Here is a 16,248-nt window from a genome sequence, read left to right as displayed (position 1 = left end):
TATATTTCTTTAACGGTTTTTTTTACATCATGAATCAACCTCTGTTTAAGGAAAAGGAGGATTATGATTATATGATAAATACAATTGTTCAGTCTGACGATACGTGGATGCTTTGGGGAATATTGGCTGTTTGGGCCTCGATTAGTATTTTTCTTGAACAAAAATATAAGTGGGCCTCAGTCCTGTCAGGAGCCGTGATTGCCCTACTTGGCGCTCTCATTCTTTCCAACCTTAACATCATTCCAACAGCGTCTCCTGTTTATGATGCTGTATGGATATACCTTGTTCCACTCGCAATCCCCCTTCTACTTTTTAATATTAATATGAGAGAACTTTTTCAAGAAAGTAAAAAGCTTATTTTAACTTTCTTGATTTGTGCTACTGGTACTGTTATCGGAAGCTCGATTGGTTTCTTTCTTTTGAAAGATCATATTCCAGAGCTTGCCAAACTCTCTGCTGCTATTGCTGCTTCTTATGTTGGAGGTGGTGTTAACTTTGCTGCTGTAACAGCCCGATTCGAACCTTCTAGTGAAATGGTATCAGCAACCGTTGTAGCAGATAATATGGTGATGGCTGCTATGTTTGCTCTTTTTATGCTCATTCCATCTCTTTTGTTTTTAAAAAAACGATTCAACACTCCTCATATTGATGAGCTTGAACTTGGAAGAGTAAATAAAGGAGAAACGCTTGCATCAGAGTATTGGCGTAGAAAGGAAATTTCCTTAAAAGATGTTGCCGCCTCTGTTGGGACTTCTTTTTTCTTAGTTGTTCTTTCATTTAAACTAGCCGAATTTTTCGATCGCGTGATTCCTAGTGATGAAAATACTTCAGGGATTGTAGTTTTTCTGAATGGTATGTTAGGAGAAAAATATTTACTGCTTTCAACACTTACATTTCTTTTTATCTACCTTTTTCCGAACTACTTTAACAAAATAAAAGGCGGACAGGAACTTGGCACATACCTAATCTATATTTTCTTTGTTGTTATTGGCGCGCCTGCCTCTATTCCTTTAATTATTGAAAAAGCCCCACTTTTAATTTTATTCGTTTCAATTGTTGGTTTATTTAATTTAGGAACAGGACTTCTATTTGGAAAACTATTCAAACTTGATCTTGAACATATTGTTTTAGCAAGCAATGCAACAGTAGGAGGTCCAACAACAGCAAGTGCAATGGCGATTGCAAAAGGGTGGAGAAATTTAGTAGGACCTATTTTAGTTGTAGGGACGTTAGGGTATATTATTGGAAACTATATTGGATTTCTACTTGGTCACTGGTTTTTAACATTTTAAATGCGCCAAACTATCCAAATAGTGGTATTATATTCAATAGTTTAGTATATTTTGTAAAAGGCGGTGCCTCCGATCGAAAACGCAGTGATTTATGAAAGGTTGAAAGAAATAAATAAGGAACTATACGATCCTTTCCCGTATGAAGAAACAAAGAATATTAAGAAAGATTTTAAAGAACGTTTAACGTCTGAAGCTTGTTTTAATGCTGATCTTAATACATACATGATGAACATTGTAGGAAGCGTTAATTATGTTTTACGCGGAAAAGGAACAAAAATTCCTGAGCGACAGATGAATGCTCTTAGTCTCACTTTCTTTGAAGCTTTTCCTCAATATTCTTTTTTAGAAAACAAGATGAACCAATACCCGCTTTTTTATCGAGAGTATACTAGAAATGAAGAAGCACGAAGACTTATTTTACGCTATGTAGAGAATGAAGGGGTTTTAAGTAAATAACCCCTTTTTTTATTCTTTTCATCCTTTCTACAAAAACGAGTGAAAATATCTCCTACTTTACATTTTACTTCTGTTTTAAAAAATGAACATATCCTCCAGTTCCTTCCTTATCTACATTCCATCCTCTCTCACTGAAAATGCTGAGATTTCCTTCGTATTTAAGCAAGCTCTTTTCTTTTATTGTTTCGTATTGATGATACACATATATTGAAAAGGCTAGAAAGCCGAGTAAGAAGCCTAAAATAATTACTGCTTTTATGCGAGCTTTGTTTTTCTCTCTCATCTTGTCACTCCTTTCAAGTCTCCTTGCAAGGATACAAGATGAATGTTAAAAATTGGTTAAATCATAGTTAACACATGTTTAATTTATCTCCCTACCACCCGATAGGATATGTTTCTCATATACTCACCTTTTGAAGCCATTCTTTTGTAACACGAACCATTTCATCTTGCTGTTGTTTAGGCGTGATTGTCGCTTTGTTATCTCCTTTTTGTTTTCCATATAGTCCAAACTGAGCATGATTTCCACCTTTAATTTCATGCACAACTGCATCTTTAGATAAGAGATGATTAGTTTGTGCAATTTTCTTTTTAGTTGATAAACCATCAAGCTCCCCGTAGAGAGACAGCATTGGAAGTTCTTTTTCCGAAAAATCATCATTTTCAGTTGGATAAGATCCTAGGAAAATAACGCCATTTATCTCTTTTGGATGTTTATAGGCATAAGAAGCGGCACTAACACCTCCAAGAGAATGTCCCCCAATATACCACCCTTTGATGTCGTCGTATTTTTCAATAATATCTTTTGCCCTGTTTTGATCAAAAATAGAAAAATTCAATAAAACATGTGGAATAGCCACAAAATAGCCATCTTCAGCTAATTTTTTCCATAGTAGCTGTATGCTTCTGGCTCTACTTTTGCTCCAGGATAAAGAATAATTCCTTTTCCATTGCTTTTTTTAGGTTGAAGAATAACAGCATCGTCTTCGTGTTGTATATTTTCAATATTAACAAGTGTTGTAAGCTCTTTTGATGGTTCATATGTAAGTTGTGACCAAACAAAAAAGCCCCCTACTCCAATAAGAAGCAAAACAAAAACCGCAATAAGGCTGTATTTGATTCCTTTTTTCATCTTTTCTTTCTCCTTTTTAAAGAAATCCTTTGAACAACATTCAAAGGATTTCTTCGCTTAATTCTCTTCTCTTGCTTTGACCTTCCCAAGCTTTGAAGGCCAGAATGCCCATTTTCCTAAGAGACTTGTAATCGCTGGAACGAGCAGTGGACGAACAATGAACGTATCAAGCAAAACTCCAATTGCTGTAATTAAGCCAAACTGAACAAGTACTTGAATCGGAAGTGTTGTAAGTACAGCGAACGTTCCTGCCAAAATAATTCCTGCAGATGTAATAACACCCCCACTCTGTCCAACTCCTTCTTTTATCGCTTCCTTAAGCGGTAACTCTTTTTTCTTTTCCCATATGTTTGAAATCATAAAGATGTTGTAATCTTCTCCAAGCGCCACAATAAAGACGAATGCATAAATAGGGATAAGCCCTGAAATAGCTCCCACATCAAATCCATAGTGAAGAATAACCCAGCCAAGCCCAAGTGCACTTGTAAATGAAATTAATACTGTTGCAATTAAGTACCCCATTGCCACAATAGAACGTAGATAAAGTAAAAGAAGCAGTGCTACTACAACGATGACAAAGCTAATAATCTTCGTCTCATCGTGAGCAATAACAGTTCTTTGATCAAGCTGCTCTGCTGTTTGACCACTAACCCAAACATTTTCAAATCCTTTGTCATCTGAAAGCTCTTTAAGATCTTTACGCAATTGCTCTACATCATCCATCGCTTCATTACTATACGGATTTTGTTCAAGTTCAACTTTATAAGAAACAAAATTTTGATCACTTTGACTCGTTTCTGGATTTTCAACACGACTTATTCCGTCTAAACGAGCAAGATCATTTTTAATATTCTCGTTTTCATCATTTTGTTCAAAGACAACTGTTAAAGGAGCGAGATCTCCTGCTCCAAATCCATCGCTAATAAGGTCGAACCCTTCACGAGATGGCGTATCTTTCGGAAATGCTGAAAGCGTATCATATGAATATTTAATTCCTGTTACAAATGTGGAACTCACAATAAGAAACAGAAGTGTAATGATAACGGTACGAACAGGCTTGTTAGCTGAATAAGCTCCAACTTTATACCAAAAGCGAGATTGCTTGTGAAGCTTAACTTTTTTATTTTCTTTCTGTGCTCTTTCTTTTTCCATATCTTCTGTTCTTGGCACAAATGGGAAAAACGCGCTTCTGCCAAGAATACTTAAAAGTGCTGGCACAAGGGTTAATGATGAAATCATCATAATAAAAATGGATAAGCTAAACGGAATGGCAAAGTTGTGAATTGTAGCATATTGAGAAACAAGTAAAGCTAAAAGGGCTGAAACAACAGTTAAACCACTTACTCCAATTGCTCCTGACGTATCTAGAAATGCTCGTTTTAAAGCTTTAAGACAACTTTCTTCTTCATAGAGGAAAAGACGAAAGCGCGAAATTAAAAATAAACAATAATCTGTTCCAGCTCCGAAAAGAAGAACCGTCATAATGGAAATGCCTTGAGAATCATAACTTATATAGCCAGCCTTTGCGAGCGCACCCAGAATTGGTGTTGCAACAGCATAAGCAGCTCCAACTGCAATAAGAGGAACAAAAGGCAAAATTGGCGAACGATAAATAAGCAAAAGAAATACCAGTACAAGTAAAACTGTTCCGATTAATAAAGAAACGTCAGCATTTTTAAATAATCCTGTTGCATCAACGCTAATTCCCGCAGGCCCGGTAACACGAGCAACAAGACTATTTGACGTAATTTTTTCATTAAGAGGATTTCCTTCAAACTCACGATCTACACGCGTCTCTAATTCTGTAAGACCTTCTTTTAATTCATCAGAAGAAGCTCCTTTTTCAAATAAAACCGTTTGAATAAAAGTTGTGCCATCTTCAGAAACAAGCTCTTTTAAAGCAGGCATTGGTATTTTATCATACGGCACTGCCATCTCTTGATGAGAGAGCTTATTTTCATTCAACTCTTTTGATAGAGAGGCAATAGCAGTAAGCTCTTTTTCACTAATGCCGTCCTTGTTATACCATGTAAGCAAGGCCGGTACCCCGGCCGGTACCCCGTCGCTGTTTGGAAACTTCTCTTCTACAATATTAGCAGCTTTCATAGAAGGTTCACTGCTTGGAAGTGGCTCAACGCTGTCATCTGTATAGGTACTTGAAGACGGAAGCACCATCTGTAAAACTCCAATAAGTAAAACCCATACAATAAGCGTAATCCAGCGACCTTTTTTACCAACAATTCCACTTATGAGTTTTTTCATAAAATGATTCATATTATCCCTTCCTTCTATTTATCATTTGATAAGTTCACCTTAAAAAAATTTCTCATCATGCGCTACATCGCTGCTTCTCTCCTTTATTAATCAATTGATAAGTTTTAAACATAACTTCCTCACTCACGTTATATCATAAAACTATTTAACTTATCAACTGATAAAATTATGTTAACAGTGCGATATCATAGGGGGATTCCTACTCACGCCCCCATTTATATCACAGTGCTCTTTTTTTTGACAATCTTTCGATGTGTTAGCTTTCCGTTTTCTTTGTTCCATGTAAAATAAGATCAACAAGCGTTTTGAACTGTCCTGCTAGAGATTTTGGTTTTCCTTCCCATGTTGACATTGTTTGTCCTAAAGTAAGCAAACAAAAGCGTGCAGCCTCTTCCGGAGAGATTTGTTCTCTTAATATTCCTTCGTTTTTCATCTCTTCAAAAACAGCAACAAACGAATCTAAATATGCTTCCTTCCAAAGCTTAAAAATAAAGCGTCTGTTTTCTTCCTTAAATTCAACGAGCGTATCGTGAAGCATCATCATCATGCTTGAAGGATGTTCTTCAGAGAGAACTTCAAGCATTGTTTCTAATCGCTCTGCTACTGTTGGTTTAGATACAGACTTTAAACGTTTGCCAATCTTAGCAACGAATCCTTGAAGCATTGCTACATACAATGACTCTTTATCAGAAAAGTGATAATATAATGCTGGCTGTGTAATGCCACATTCAGAGGCAATTTCTCGTGTCGATACTGCCCGGTAGCCTTTTTCCATAAATAAATTTTGTGCCGTTTTTAAAATGCGCTCCCTTGTCCATGCTAGTTCCTCCGCTCTTGTTCGTTTTTTCTCCATAAGGGTATGCTCCTTTCCTAGCCGCTGAATTCAACCTTATCTCTTATTTTACATGATTTAAGAAAAGATAGCACAAATGAGTATGGAAGGAGCTTTGCAACTTCCCCCCACTTTCTAAATATTTTTAGAAACAGGGGATAATAAGTTAAAAAAAACGAAACCTTGTACTCGCTTACATATTTATATTCCCAAGCTTTTTAAGATTATTTGGACACATTTATTCATTGAAGTTTTTACCCTCTTCTTATATAATAAGATTATAATTTTCTGAATAATATCAATTATCTTTTATTTATAATAACTTTAGTTTAATTCCCTTTTTTGGAGGATGCGATGAAAAAACTACAGGTGTTGTCAAAGATCTCAGAGTGCGGTATTGTTGCCGTTGTAAGAGGTGATTCAAAGGAAGAAGCGCTCAAAACTTCAGAAGCTTGTATTGCAGGCGGTATTACAGGAATTGAAGTAACCTTTACAATTCAAGGTGCTGAGGAAGTTATTAAAGAACTCTCTTTTAGCTACGATAAAAATGTTAACGTGTGCATTGGAGCTGGTACAGTTCTTGACTCTGTTACAGCCCGCACCGCTATCCTTGCTGGGGCACAGTTTATTGTAAGCCCTTGCTTTGACGTTGAAACAGCAAAACTTTGCAATTTATATGGTGTTCCGTATATGCCTGGTTGTATGACGGTCACTGAGATGAAGGAAGCACTTTGTTACGGAGTTGACGTTATAAAACTCTTCCCAGGAAGCGCATTTGGTCCTGACTACGTTAAAGCTGTGAAAGCTCCTCTTCCCCAAGTAAACATTATGCCAACAGGCGGCGTTGATCTTGATAATGTGGAAGATTGGATTAGAAGTGGGTGCATTGCTGTTGGAGTTGGAGGAAAGCTAATGGCTCCCGCCAAAACAGGCAATTTCTCTCAAATCTCTCTTCTTGCCCGCCAATATGTTGAAAAAGTTCAAAATGTAAGAATGGCTCTTCAATAAACTAATGACGAAAAGGAGAATGAAAAATGGAAACTCGTTATGCACATCATCCTGAAGATGTAAAAAAGCAAACAACAGAGGAATTACGCAATAACTTTTTAGTTGAAACTCTTTTTGAAGTAGATCATGTTCATCTAACATATACACATAACGACCGCATGATCTTCGGTGGAGTCACTCCTAGTCAAGAAGAATTAACAATTAAATTAGATAAAGAGCTTGGTGTGAATTATTTCCTGGAGCGTCGTGAACTTGGCATTATTAACATTGGAGCGGACGGAACTGTTATCCTTGATGGAGTCGAGTATGAAATGAAAGGTCGAGATGGACTATATGTTGGACGCGGAACGAAAGACGTTAAGTTCCGTTCAAATAATGCAAACAACCCCGCGAAATTTTATATTAACTCAACACCAGCGCACCATACATATCCAACGGTAAAGATTGATATTAAGAAAATTGATCCCCTTCATAAAGGTGAGCAAGGAACACTAAACGAGCGCAACATCTATCAATATATTCATCCTAACGTTTGTGAAAGCTGCCAACTTCAAATGGGCTTAACAATGCTTTCTCTTGGAAGCGTTTGGAACACAATGCCTTGTCATACACATGAACGCCGTATGGAAGTATATTTATATTTTGATATGGAGCCTGATACACGTGTTTTTCACTTTATGGGAAAACCCGATGAGACAAGACACCTTGTAATGAAAAATGAACAAGCGGCAATCTCTCCAAGCTGGTCTATTCATACTGGAACAGCAACAAGTAACTATACGTTCATTTGGGGAATGTGTGGAGAAAACATTACGTACGATGATATGGATCATGTCAAAATGGAAGACTTACGCTAAGGAGGAACCGGTAAATGACAAAAGATGTAAGCTCATTTTCAATGGACTTCTTCCGCCTTGACGGGAAAGTAGCAATTGTGACAGGAGGAAACAAAGGACTAGGTCAAGGCTGTGCGGTTGCCCTTGCTAAAGCTGGTGCGGATTTGTTTATTGTGACACATGGAAAAGAGTGGGATGAAACCCGAGCTCTTGTGGAAGAAGCAGGAGGAAATGTTCATTTCCATCAAGCAGATTTATCTGATCGCTCCGCTATCAAACAGGTAGTTTCAGAATGTCTTAACATTTATAAGAAGATTGATATTTTAATTAATAACGCTGGAACTATCCGACGGGCTCCTATCCTTCAATATAAAGAAGAAGACTGGGATGATGTAATGGCGATTAACCAAGATGCTGTTTATTTTTTAAGTCAAGAAGCAGCAAAGGTAATGGCTGAACAAAAGAGCGGTAAGATTATTAATATTGCTTCAATGCTATCCTTCCAAGGTGGAAAATTTGTTCCTTCCTATACAGCAAGCAAACATGCTGTAACAGGGCTTACAAAATCCTTTGCAAACGAACTTGCTGAATACAATATCCAAGTGAACGCTATTGCTCCTGGATATGTAGAAACAGCAAATACTGCCCCTATTCGAGCTGACGAGCAGCGCAACAAAGAAATTTTAAGTCGAATTCCTGCTGCTCGTTGGGCAACTCCAGTAGATTTAATGGGTACAGCTGTCTTTTTATCAAGCAGAGCTTCAGATTATATGAACGGGCATATTTTAGCCGTTGATGGCGGTTGGTTGGCTCGGTAGACGATTAAGCCGCATCAACATGATGCGGGATGGAAGCAACTCGAAGACACGATTTAGAAGCACACATGCCAAAGGCGTCTGCAGATAAAAAAAAGAGTTCTAGCATTTGCTAGAACTCTTTTTTTTATTTTCGCTCCTCATACAGCATTTCCATTTCAGCACTTGCAAGAATGAATGGTCCAACCCCTTTGTGGTCATTAGTCACAATTGGTTCACTAATATAGTAAGCAAATGAGCCATCTCTTTTGTCTTTTCCACCGAGTCCTGCCACTTGGCATATTTTATTAACATTCACTAATCCATCTTTTGTTGTTAAGATAAACTCATCAATAATCCCTTTATAGATATGTTCAGCTTTTTCAAACCAGTCTTGTGATAAATAATTTTTTCTCACGCCTTTTGCAATCGCATATAGCATCATAGCTGATCCAGATGACTCTAAATAGTTTCCTTTCCGCTCCTGCTGATTCACAATTTGATACCATACTCCTGTTTCTTTATCTTGATAGTTCATCATCGCTTCTACCGTTTCTTCTAACATATTAAGAAGAACGTCTCTTCCTTCATAACTTTCCGGAATGTAGTCGAGTACATCAACAATCGCCATCACGTACCAGCCGATTGAGCGTGCCCAATAATGTTTTGAAAGTCCTGTTTCTTTATCACACCAAGGCTGCTCTCTTTTTTCATCCCATGCATGATGAAGAAGACCTGTTTCTTCATCTCTTGTATGCTTATAAGAAAGGGTAAACTGTTTCATCACATCTTCAAACTCTGCTTCTTCACCAAATTCTTTAATATAGCGGGCATAAAAGACAGATCCCATATAAAGACCGTCCAACCAAATTTGGTATGGATAAATCTCCTTATGCCAAAATGCTCCTTCACTTGTTCGTGGATGGTTTGTTAACTGACTTCTTAAAAGATCTGCTGCCTTTTTATAACGCTCATCTTCTGTATGCTCATAAAGAGCAAGAAGCACCTTTCCATTGTTAATGTGATCGATGTTGAATTCGTTTGATGAATACTTTGGAATATTGCCGTTCTCATCGACGAATAAATCCATGCTTTTCATCATATATTCTAAATATTTTTTATCACCTGTTTTGTTGAAGACAAGCTCCATCCCTTGAAGAACAACTCCATCTTCATATTCCCATTTTGTATTAATTTCTGGTCTTCTTTTCATAACAGAATCTGATGTTTTAGCAGCCCAATCATTATACAGTTTCTTATCATTCATTTGTAACATTGTTCCACCTCATTTTTAGATTTTTTATTATATGAGAAAAAGCTTATGCTTTTAAACTTGAGTCAATGTCTGGCTTCTGCTGATAGCCAACGTTATTGTTTCCAAAACATTTTTCATATGGAAATCCTGTTAGCGCTTCCACTACAGTGCGCGTTTTGTTGTCAACTTCTTTCATTGAACCACCGTCATTAATACGGTCAATTTCTTTGATTAGAATGCCGTGTGATTCGCGATCTAGTTTTAGTTTATAAGCTGAGATTACGCCTCCAATTGCAAGGCTGATAACGCCGATAGCAAATACTCCTACAACGGCTTGAACGGCTGCTTCCGGCTGCGTTGACTGACCTGAGACAAAACCGAAGTTTCCTAATACCCAGCCAAGAATATATACCACAACAGCTCTTGTAAGTTTTCCCGCAAACGTCATTACACCAGCGTAAAGACCTTCACGTCTTCTGCCTGTTACCGCTTCATCAACATCAGCTAAGAATGTATATACGTTCCATGGAATATAGAACACTCCTCCTGTTCCTAAACCAAAGAACATCGTGATTGCAAATAGAAGAATTACAAGGTTTTCTGAACCTGTAAAGTAGAGAGCTGTATAGCCAATAACACTTAATATAACAACATTCAGAGCAATTCGAAATGGACGTGCAAATCCCATTTTCACGCAAAGCCAAATAAAGAAAGCAGTTGAGATAAGCTGCATGATTGAGCTGAAGCTTAATAAGTTAGAAACAAGTTCAGAACTCTGACCAAGACCAAAAACAATGAAATACGTAAATGCAGAAGCAAACAGCCATTCTGCTCCAAATCCAAACAAGTACATTCCTAGATGGTGACGAAACGTCCGAACTCTAAACGTTGATATCATATCAATAAAGAGCTTTTTCAATGATTCCCACAAGGATCCTGTACGTTCATCTCTAATCTCGTCTGCTGAACGCTCCCATGAAAACATATAGAGACTGATGAGTGCGATAACCATAATCCCTCCGTAGAGAAGTCCCGTGTAAAAGAAAGGTAATGGTGAATCTTGCCCATATTCAGCAATAAAACGTCCTGGAATAAAAGCAGCGAGAAAGTTTGCAATCTTCCCAAAGATGGCTTTGAAACCTGTTAATTTTGAACGAAGGCTAAAATCTGTTGTCATTTCAGCTGCAATTGTTTCGTACGGTACCATAACGGATGTGTAGATTAATTCAAACAAAATATAGGTTAATAGATAATACCAAAATCCAAATCCGTCTACCCATAGCATTGGATAAACAAGCATAAGCGGTATTCCTAAAAGAATAAAAAACTTTCTTCTTCCAAATCGTTTCCCTAACCTTGTTTTATGAAAATTATCTGTAATAAAACCCATGATTGGATTACTTACAGCATCTACAACGCTTGCGATAGAAAAGATAGCTGCGGCTTGAACAATTGATAATCCACAGAAGGTGGTATAAAAATACATGAGCCATGCTCCACTGATGGCTAATGCACCACTTCCAAGTAGATTCGCACTTCCATAAGCAAGCTGGTGGCTTAACCCTATTTTTCTCTGCACGAAAATCTCCCCTTCTTTACAGCACCGATAAAGAAACATGAGTTTTTGTTTGTCATAGATCGCAATTTATGTTTCAATAATGGTATGTCTATGAATTTATTAAAAATGACAGGCTATGTTCGCAAGAGAAATTATCCACTAATTTCTCTTGCTTTTTTTATTACGCGACTTTTTTCTTAAAACTGTTATCTATCTCTACTCTCCTAAAATGTTAACGTTAACATTTTAGGGATTGCTAACTTGCAAAGCTAAGAAGTTTTCTTCTCTTTTTTTATAATTTTCAATCTTCTCAGCTTAAAATTCACGCTCACGTGTATGCCAAAGTCTTTCCTACCCTGTCCTCCTTTCTGCTTTTTCTTCGTTAGCATAAAAATTGCTCTAATGTTAACGTTAAGCTTTTATGTTTTCATTATAATGTTTTCTCTGGAAGAATACAACACATTTCTGAAAGCGGATTCATATTTATTTTCTGCTTTTTTCTTTGAATTTCAGCAGACTTTCAATTGAAATTGGACGCTTTTCTTGGACTGAACGCCATACCCCTTCTCCTACTGCAATGGAATAGGCCCCAGCTTCTGCTCCTGCTAAAATATCGTAATTTCGCAACGGATCTCTTCCTAAAAAAAGCTCTTCTAAAAGAAGTGGATCTCCACCTCCGTGTCCTCCTTCGGTTTCTACAACTTCAATGCTTTCTTTTGCACCAAACAGCGGAAAATAATCGATTTTCTGCTTTGGAAATTGAAATGAAATTCGACTTGGCTCATGATATTCCGTTGTCTCAATTCTTCCTTTTGTTCCATTAATAGCAAGGCGATATCCTTCATATGGAAGCGAAAAGTTAATAGAATAGCTTAATAGAGCTCCCTTTTTATATTTAATCGCAGCAGCATACGTATCTTCAATTTCAATGTCATCATCAAAAATGCAAGCATCAGGACGATAGTTCGTATACATAGCTTGATTGCCGTTCATCATATCCTGTTGCAGATGATCATCTTGAACTGTTCTACTTTCACTTCTATTGTTCCATCTCTGATAATAATGACATCGATTTTTCACATGACAAGTACCACAAAAACGACCGCTCTCTTTTAATGGATTCCATTCTCCTTCTTCTCCATAGTAATGCAGACTTCCATATGCAAAAACTTCCTCGGGCACATCGTTAAGCCACCAGTTAACAAGATCAAAGTGATGTGTTGACTTGTGAATAGAAAGCCCTCCTGAACGATCGCGATATCTATTCCAACGTTTGAAATAACTTGCGCCATGATACGTATCAATATACCAATTTAAATCAACAGAAGTGATTCTTCCTAGTCTTCCATCTAAAATCATTTCTTTGATTTTACGATGGTAAGGGTTATATCGATAGTTAAACGTCACCTTTACAGAACCTTCGCTTTTTTTCTCCGCTTCCATTACTTTTCTTGCATCTTCTGCTGTTGTAACCATTGGTTTTTCTGTAATCACATCAAGATTATTTTCTAAAGCTTTCATAATATAATCAACATGGGTATCGTCTCTCCCTGCTACAATCACTGCATCAGGTTTCTCTCGTTCTACCATTTTCTGAAACTCCTCTGGAAAATAAACGGGAGTCATAGCAAGGGTTGGGAATCTTTTTTTACAGGCTTCAAATCTTGCTTCATCATGGTCTAATAAACTAACAATCTTATGTTCTGAAAAGGTTGTTAACATCGGTTTAATAAACATTCCTAATGCTCTGTTACTTACTCCACAAATGGCATACTTTTTCACTTTTCATTCCCCTTTCTTCTAAAGCGTAACACCTGACTTAAAAATGGCTATTTCTCGGAAGCTGTTCTTTTCATTGTTCACAAGTTCTCCGTTTGCAACAGAAGTAATATACGCAATAAAACGGTCTAAAGAAGCTTCCTCATTTTCCGCTTCAACAAGTGTTCCTGCATTAAAATCAATCCAGTGCTTCTTCTTTTCATAAATCGGTGTGTTTGTTGATATTTTCATTGTTGGAACAAAGGTACCAAAAGGAGTGCCTCTTCCTGTTGTAAAAAGTACGATTTGACACCCTGATGCGGCAAGAGCTGTTGAAGCAACAAGGTCATTTCCAGGAGCACTCAAAAGATTCAAGCCTTTAGCTTGCAAAGACTCTCCATATTTAAGTACATCTACAACAGGCGAAATTCCCGCTTTTTGTGTACATCCAAGCGATTTATCTTCAAGGGTGGTAATTCCACCTTCTTTATTTCCAGGAGAAGGATTTTCATAAATCGGCTGATTATGGGCGAGAAAATATGACTTAAAATCATTAATCAAATCAACAATTTTATGAAATACTTCTTCATTTTTAGCTCGCTCCATCAATAATGTTTCGGCCCCGAACATTTCTGGAACTTCTGTAAGGACACTTGTTCCTCCCTGTGCGATAAGCCAGTCAGAAAAGCGACCAAGAAGCGGGTTAGCCGTAATACCAGACAAACCATCAGATCCTCCACACTTTAGCCCAACTTTAAGCTCGCTTAACGGTACCTCTTCTCGTTTATCATCGCTAGCAGCTGCACTAATTTCCTTTAGCAGCTTTACTCCTTCTTCGATTTCATCTTCTACATCCTGCGAACGTAAAAATTTGATCCGATTTTCATCGAAAGAACCAAGCGCTTCCTTAAAATCTTCTAAGCCATTATTCTCGCATCCAAGGCCCAAAACAAGAACTCCTGCTGCATTCGGATGCTTAACCATTTTAGTTAAGATAGTACGTGTATTTACATGATCGTCTCCAAGCTGTGAGCAGCCATAGTTATGTTTTAGAACCATCATATTATCAAACGGGTTATTAGAACCTACTTCAAGCTCAAATTCTTTAATCATTCGTTCCCCAATTCCATTTACACATCCAACTGTGGGAACAATCCATAGCTCATTACGGATACCTACATTTCCATCTTTACGCCGATATCCTTTAAAAGTTCTATGCTCTTTCACTCCTGTATTGTGTACTATATTTTGTTGAAATGTATATTCTATTTTGGCGCTTAAATTTGTTTTCGTGTTATGAGTGTGTACCCATTCTCCTTTTGCAATACTCTTGGTTGCATGCCCAATAGGAGCTCCATATTTGATAATATTTTCTCCTTGGGCAATATCTGTTAACGCAATTTTATGCCCACTTTTTACTCCGTCTTTAACTTCCACTTCATTTTCTGCAACCGTAATTTTTTCTTTGTTGCGAAAACTTCTTAACGCAACAGCTACATTATCAGCTTCATGAATTTTAATCATGTTTTTCATTTTTCCGACTCCTTTTATGTTGTTGATAAATGAAAAAGTTTTTTTAAGGCGTTCTCCATACCAGCTTCTTCAATTTGCAATATAGCACTCTCTACAGCATTTGCTAATCCAGGGATTTTGCTTAAATCTTCACCCCAATGTTCTTCTAGCGAAAGAGCGGTGCTCACAAGATGATGAATTCCCTTCTCACTATTGCTTTTTTCCCAAAGAGATTGAAATAGCTCGATAAGCTCTTCCTGATCTGAAAGTGGAATATTCTCTTCTCCTCTTTTACCTTTATAAAAAACAAAAAACGCACCAAGAGAAAAAGAAAGAAGTTTTGGAACTTTCCGATACTTTTTCACATACTCTCTCAGTGTTGGAAGATTCCTAGCTTTAAACTTTGTAAGACTATTAAGAGAAATGCTTAATAAGTCATGACGAATAAACGGATTTTGGAATCGTTCAAGCACTGCCTCTGCAAATGCCGATGCTTCTTCTTTGGAAACAGAAAGAATAGGAATAATCTCATCATAAGCAAGGGCTCGAATAAAAATACCAATGTGAGGACTGCAAATCGCTTCTCTTACTGTATTGCATCCTGCAAGATATGCAATAGGCATCATTGCTGTATGAAGGCCGTTTAATATTCTTACTTTCTGAAGTGCATATGGGGTAATATCGTCTACAAATTTCACATTCAACATTGCCTTTTCAGCTGGGAATTCCTCACGTACAAACGAAGGAGCTTCTATAACCCACTGATAAAAAGGCTCTGCAACAACAAGCAAACGGTCCTTGTATCCTTCTTCTTCTTGTATTCTCCCTGCTTCTTCTTCCGAATAGCCAGGAACAATACGATCGACAAGCGTTGAACAAAAGGTGTTGGCACACTGAATCCATGTGCTAAATTCTTTCTCAAGATCCCACTTTTCAGCATAACGCAGCAGGAGTGCTTTCAATTTTTCTCCGTTTTGATCAAGCAGCTCACAAGGTAAGAAAATAAGACCTTTTGTTTCATCTCCTTCAAAAAATTGGTATCTATGATACAAGAAAGCTGCTACTTTGCCTGGGAAACTTTCCTGTGGTTGATCTTCAAGTTTATCTTCTTCTCGAAACGCAATACCTGCTTCTGTTGTATTGGAAATAACAAAACGCAGATTTTCATTTTCTGCTATTTTTATATATTCATCATACTGTTTATACGGATGAACCCCTCTTTGCACACAGCTTACAACAGAGGAGGTTTTAACTATTTCGCCATGTTGTAGTCCTTGTAAAGAAACCGTAAACAACCCATCTTGCTCATTTAATTTTGGCGCATTTCCCGTTCTGCGAGGATTCACGGCTACAACACTCCCGTTAAAATAGCCTTTCTCATTCATTTTCTGAATTTGCCAATCAACAAAGCCACGGAGAAAAACACCTTCTCCAAATTGAAGCACATTCTCTGTTTGAACAGAATGAAATTCTGCATTTCCACGGCTTAATTTCATATTTATTCCCCCTTATTTGCACACGTTAACAATCAGAAGCCGGCT

Annotated in this window: 13 protein-coding genes and 1 pseudogene; 5 read left to right on the top strand and 9 right to left on the bottom strand. The window is 37.4% G+C overall.

The features are described from left to right. Nucleotides 1-71: 71 nt before the first annotated feature. Together BM012_RS05845 and BM012_RS05840 are read left to right on the top strand one after the other, a co-directional pair. Nucleotides 72-1,292 (top strand): DUF819 family protein, encoded by a 1,221-nt coding sequence (locus tag BM012_RS05845; RefSeq protein WP_061803636.1) that lies wholly within the window; start codon nucleotides 72-74, stop codon nucleotides 1,290-1,292. Nucleotides 1,293-1,355: 63 nt separating this feature from the next. Further along, the gene (locus tag BM012_RS05840; RefSeq protein WP_061803635.1) at nucleotides 1,356-1,748 is read left to right on the top strand and encodes a YxiJ family protein; all 393 of its coding nucleotides are present in this window, start codon (nucleotides 1,356-1,358) and stop codon (nucleotides 1,746-1,748) included. 64 nt (nucleotides 1,749-1,812) lie between these two features. Here BM012_RS05840 and BM012_RS05835 read toward each other — a convergent pair whose 3' ends face one another. The 4 genes and pseudogenes from BM012_RS05835 to BM012_RS05820 all read right to left on the bottom strand — a co-directional run bounded on the left by BM012_RS05835 (nucleotide 1,813) and on the right by BM012_RS05820 (nucleotide 6,007). Continuing rightward, nucleotides 1,813-2,031, bottom strand: a complete 219-nt coding sequence (locus BM012_RS05835) for a hypothetical protein (protein WP_061803634.1) — start codon at nucleotides 2,029-2,031, stop codon at nucleotides 1,813-1,815. Nucleotides 2,032-2,146: 115 nt separating this feature from the next. Next, a pseudogene (locus tag BM012_RS05830) lies at nucleotides 2,147-2,880 on the bottom strand (alpha/beta fold hydrolase). 57 nt (nucleotides 2,881-2,937) lie between these two features. Then, nucleotides 2,938-5,154 (bottom strand): MMPL family transporter, encoded by a 2,217-nt coding sequence (locus BM012_RS05825; protein ID WP_061803633.1) that lies wholly within the window; start codon nucleotides 5,152-5,154, stop codon nucleotides 2,938-2,940. A gap of 256 nt (nucleotides 5,155-5,410) precedes the next feature. Beyond that, entirely contained in the window at nucleotides 5,411-6,007 is a 597-nt protein-coding gene (locus BM012_RS05820; RefSeq protein ID WP_061803632.1) for a TetR/AcrR family transcriptional regulator, read from the bottom strand. A 333-nt stretch (nucleotides 6,008-6,340) separates the two neighbouring features. Between BM012_RS05820 and BM012_RS05815 the strand changes: the two genes are divergently transcribed. From BM012_RS05815 to kduD, 3 genes are read left to right on the top strand one after another with little or no spacing between them, the layout of a single operon-like run. Beyond that, complete coding sequence (locus tag BM012_RS05815) at nucleotides 6,341-6,994, top strand: bifunctional 4-hydroxy-2-oxoglutarate aldolase/2-dehydro-3-deoxy-phosphogluconate aldolase (RefSeq protein ID WP_061803631.1); 654 nt, start codon at nucleotides 6,341-6,343, stop codon at nucleotides 6,992-6,994. 26 nt (nucleotides 6,995-7,020) lie between these two features. Next, a complete protein-coding gene (gene kduI / locus BM012_RS05810; RefSeq protein ID WP_061803630.1) occupies nucleotides 7,021-7,851 on the top strand; it encodes a 5-dehydro-4-deoxy-D-glucuronate isomerase in 831 nt (276 codons plus the stop codon). Nucleotides 7,852-7,865: 14 nt separating this feature from the next. Continuing rightward, a complete protein-coding gene (gene kduD / locus BM012_RS05805; protein WP_061803629.1) occupies nucleotides 7,866-8,648 on the top strand; it encodes a 2-dehydro-3-deoxy-D-gluconate 5-dehydrogenase KduD in 783 nt (260 codons plus the stop codon). A 124-nt stretch (nucleotides 8,649-8,772) separates the two neighbouring features. On the opposite strand, the gene BM012_RS05800 is transcribed toward kduD, so the two are convergent. The 5 genes from BM012_RS05800 to BM012_RS05780 all read right to left on the bottom strand — a co-directional run bounded on the left by BM012_RS05800 (nucleotide 8,773) and on the right by BM012_RS05780 (nucleotide 16,203). Continuing rightward, nucleotides 8,773-9,900, bottom strand: a complete 1,128-nt coding sequence (locus tag BM012_RS05800; RefSeq protein ID WP_082802538.1) for a glycoside hydrolase family 88/105 protein — start codon at nucleotides 9,898-9,900, stop codon at nucleotides 8,773-8,775. 43 nt (nucleotides 9,901-9,943) lie between these two features. Continuing rightward, complete coding sequence (locus BM012_RS05795; protein ID WP_061803628.1) at nucleotides 9,944-11,458, bottom strand: MFS transporter; 1,515 nt, start codon at nucleotides 11,456-11,458, stop codon at nucleotides 9,944-9,946. 462 nt (nucleotides 11,459-11,920) lie between these two features. Beyond that, nucleotides 11,921-13,219 carry a Gfo/Idh/MocA family protein gene (locus BM012_RS05790; protein WP_074842785.1) on the bottom strand — a complete coding sequence of 433 codons (1,299 nt, stop codon included), beginning with the start codon at nucleotides 13,217-13,219 and terminating at the stop codon, nucleotides 11,921-11,923. A gap of 18 nt (nucleotides 13,220-13,237) precedes the next feature. Continuing rightward, nucleotides 13,238-14,728 carry a UxaA family hydrolase gene (locus BM012_RS05785; RefSeq protein ID WP_061803627.1) on the bottom strand — a complete coding sequence of 497 codons (1,491 nt, stop codon included), beginning with the start codon at nucleotides 14,726-14,728 and terminating at the stop codon, nucleotides 13,238-13,240. Between the two features lie 14 nt (nucleotides 14,729-14,742). Beyond that, nucleotides 14,743-16,203 carry a tagaturonate reductase gene (locus BM012_RS05780; protein ID WP_061803626.1) on the bottom strand — a complete coding sequence of 487 codons (1,461 nt, stop codon included), beginning with the start codon at nucleotides 16,201-16,203 and terminating at the stop codon, nucleotides 14,743-14,745. Between the last annotated feature and the right edge of the window lie 45 nt (nucleotides 16,204-16,248).

Source organism: Priestia endophytica DSM 13796 (genome assembly GCF_900115845.1).
GTDB classification, from domain to species: domain Bacteria; phylum Bacillota; class Bacilli; order Bacillales; family Bacillaceae_H; genus Bacillus_I; species Bacillus_I endophytica.
This window is presented reverse-complemented; position numbering and strand designations above follow the sequence as displayed.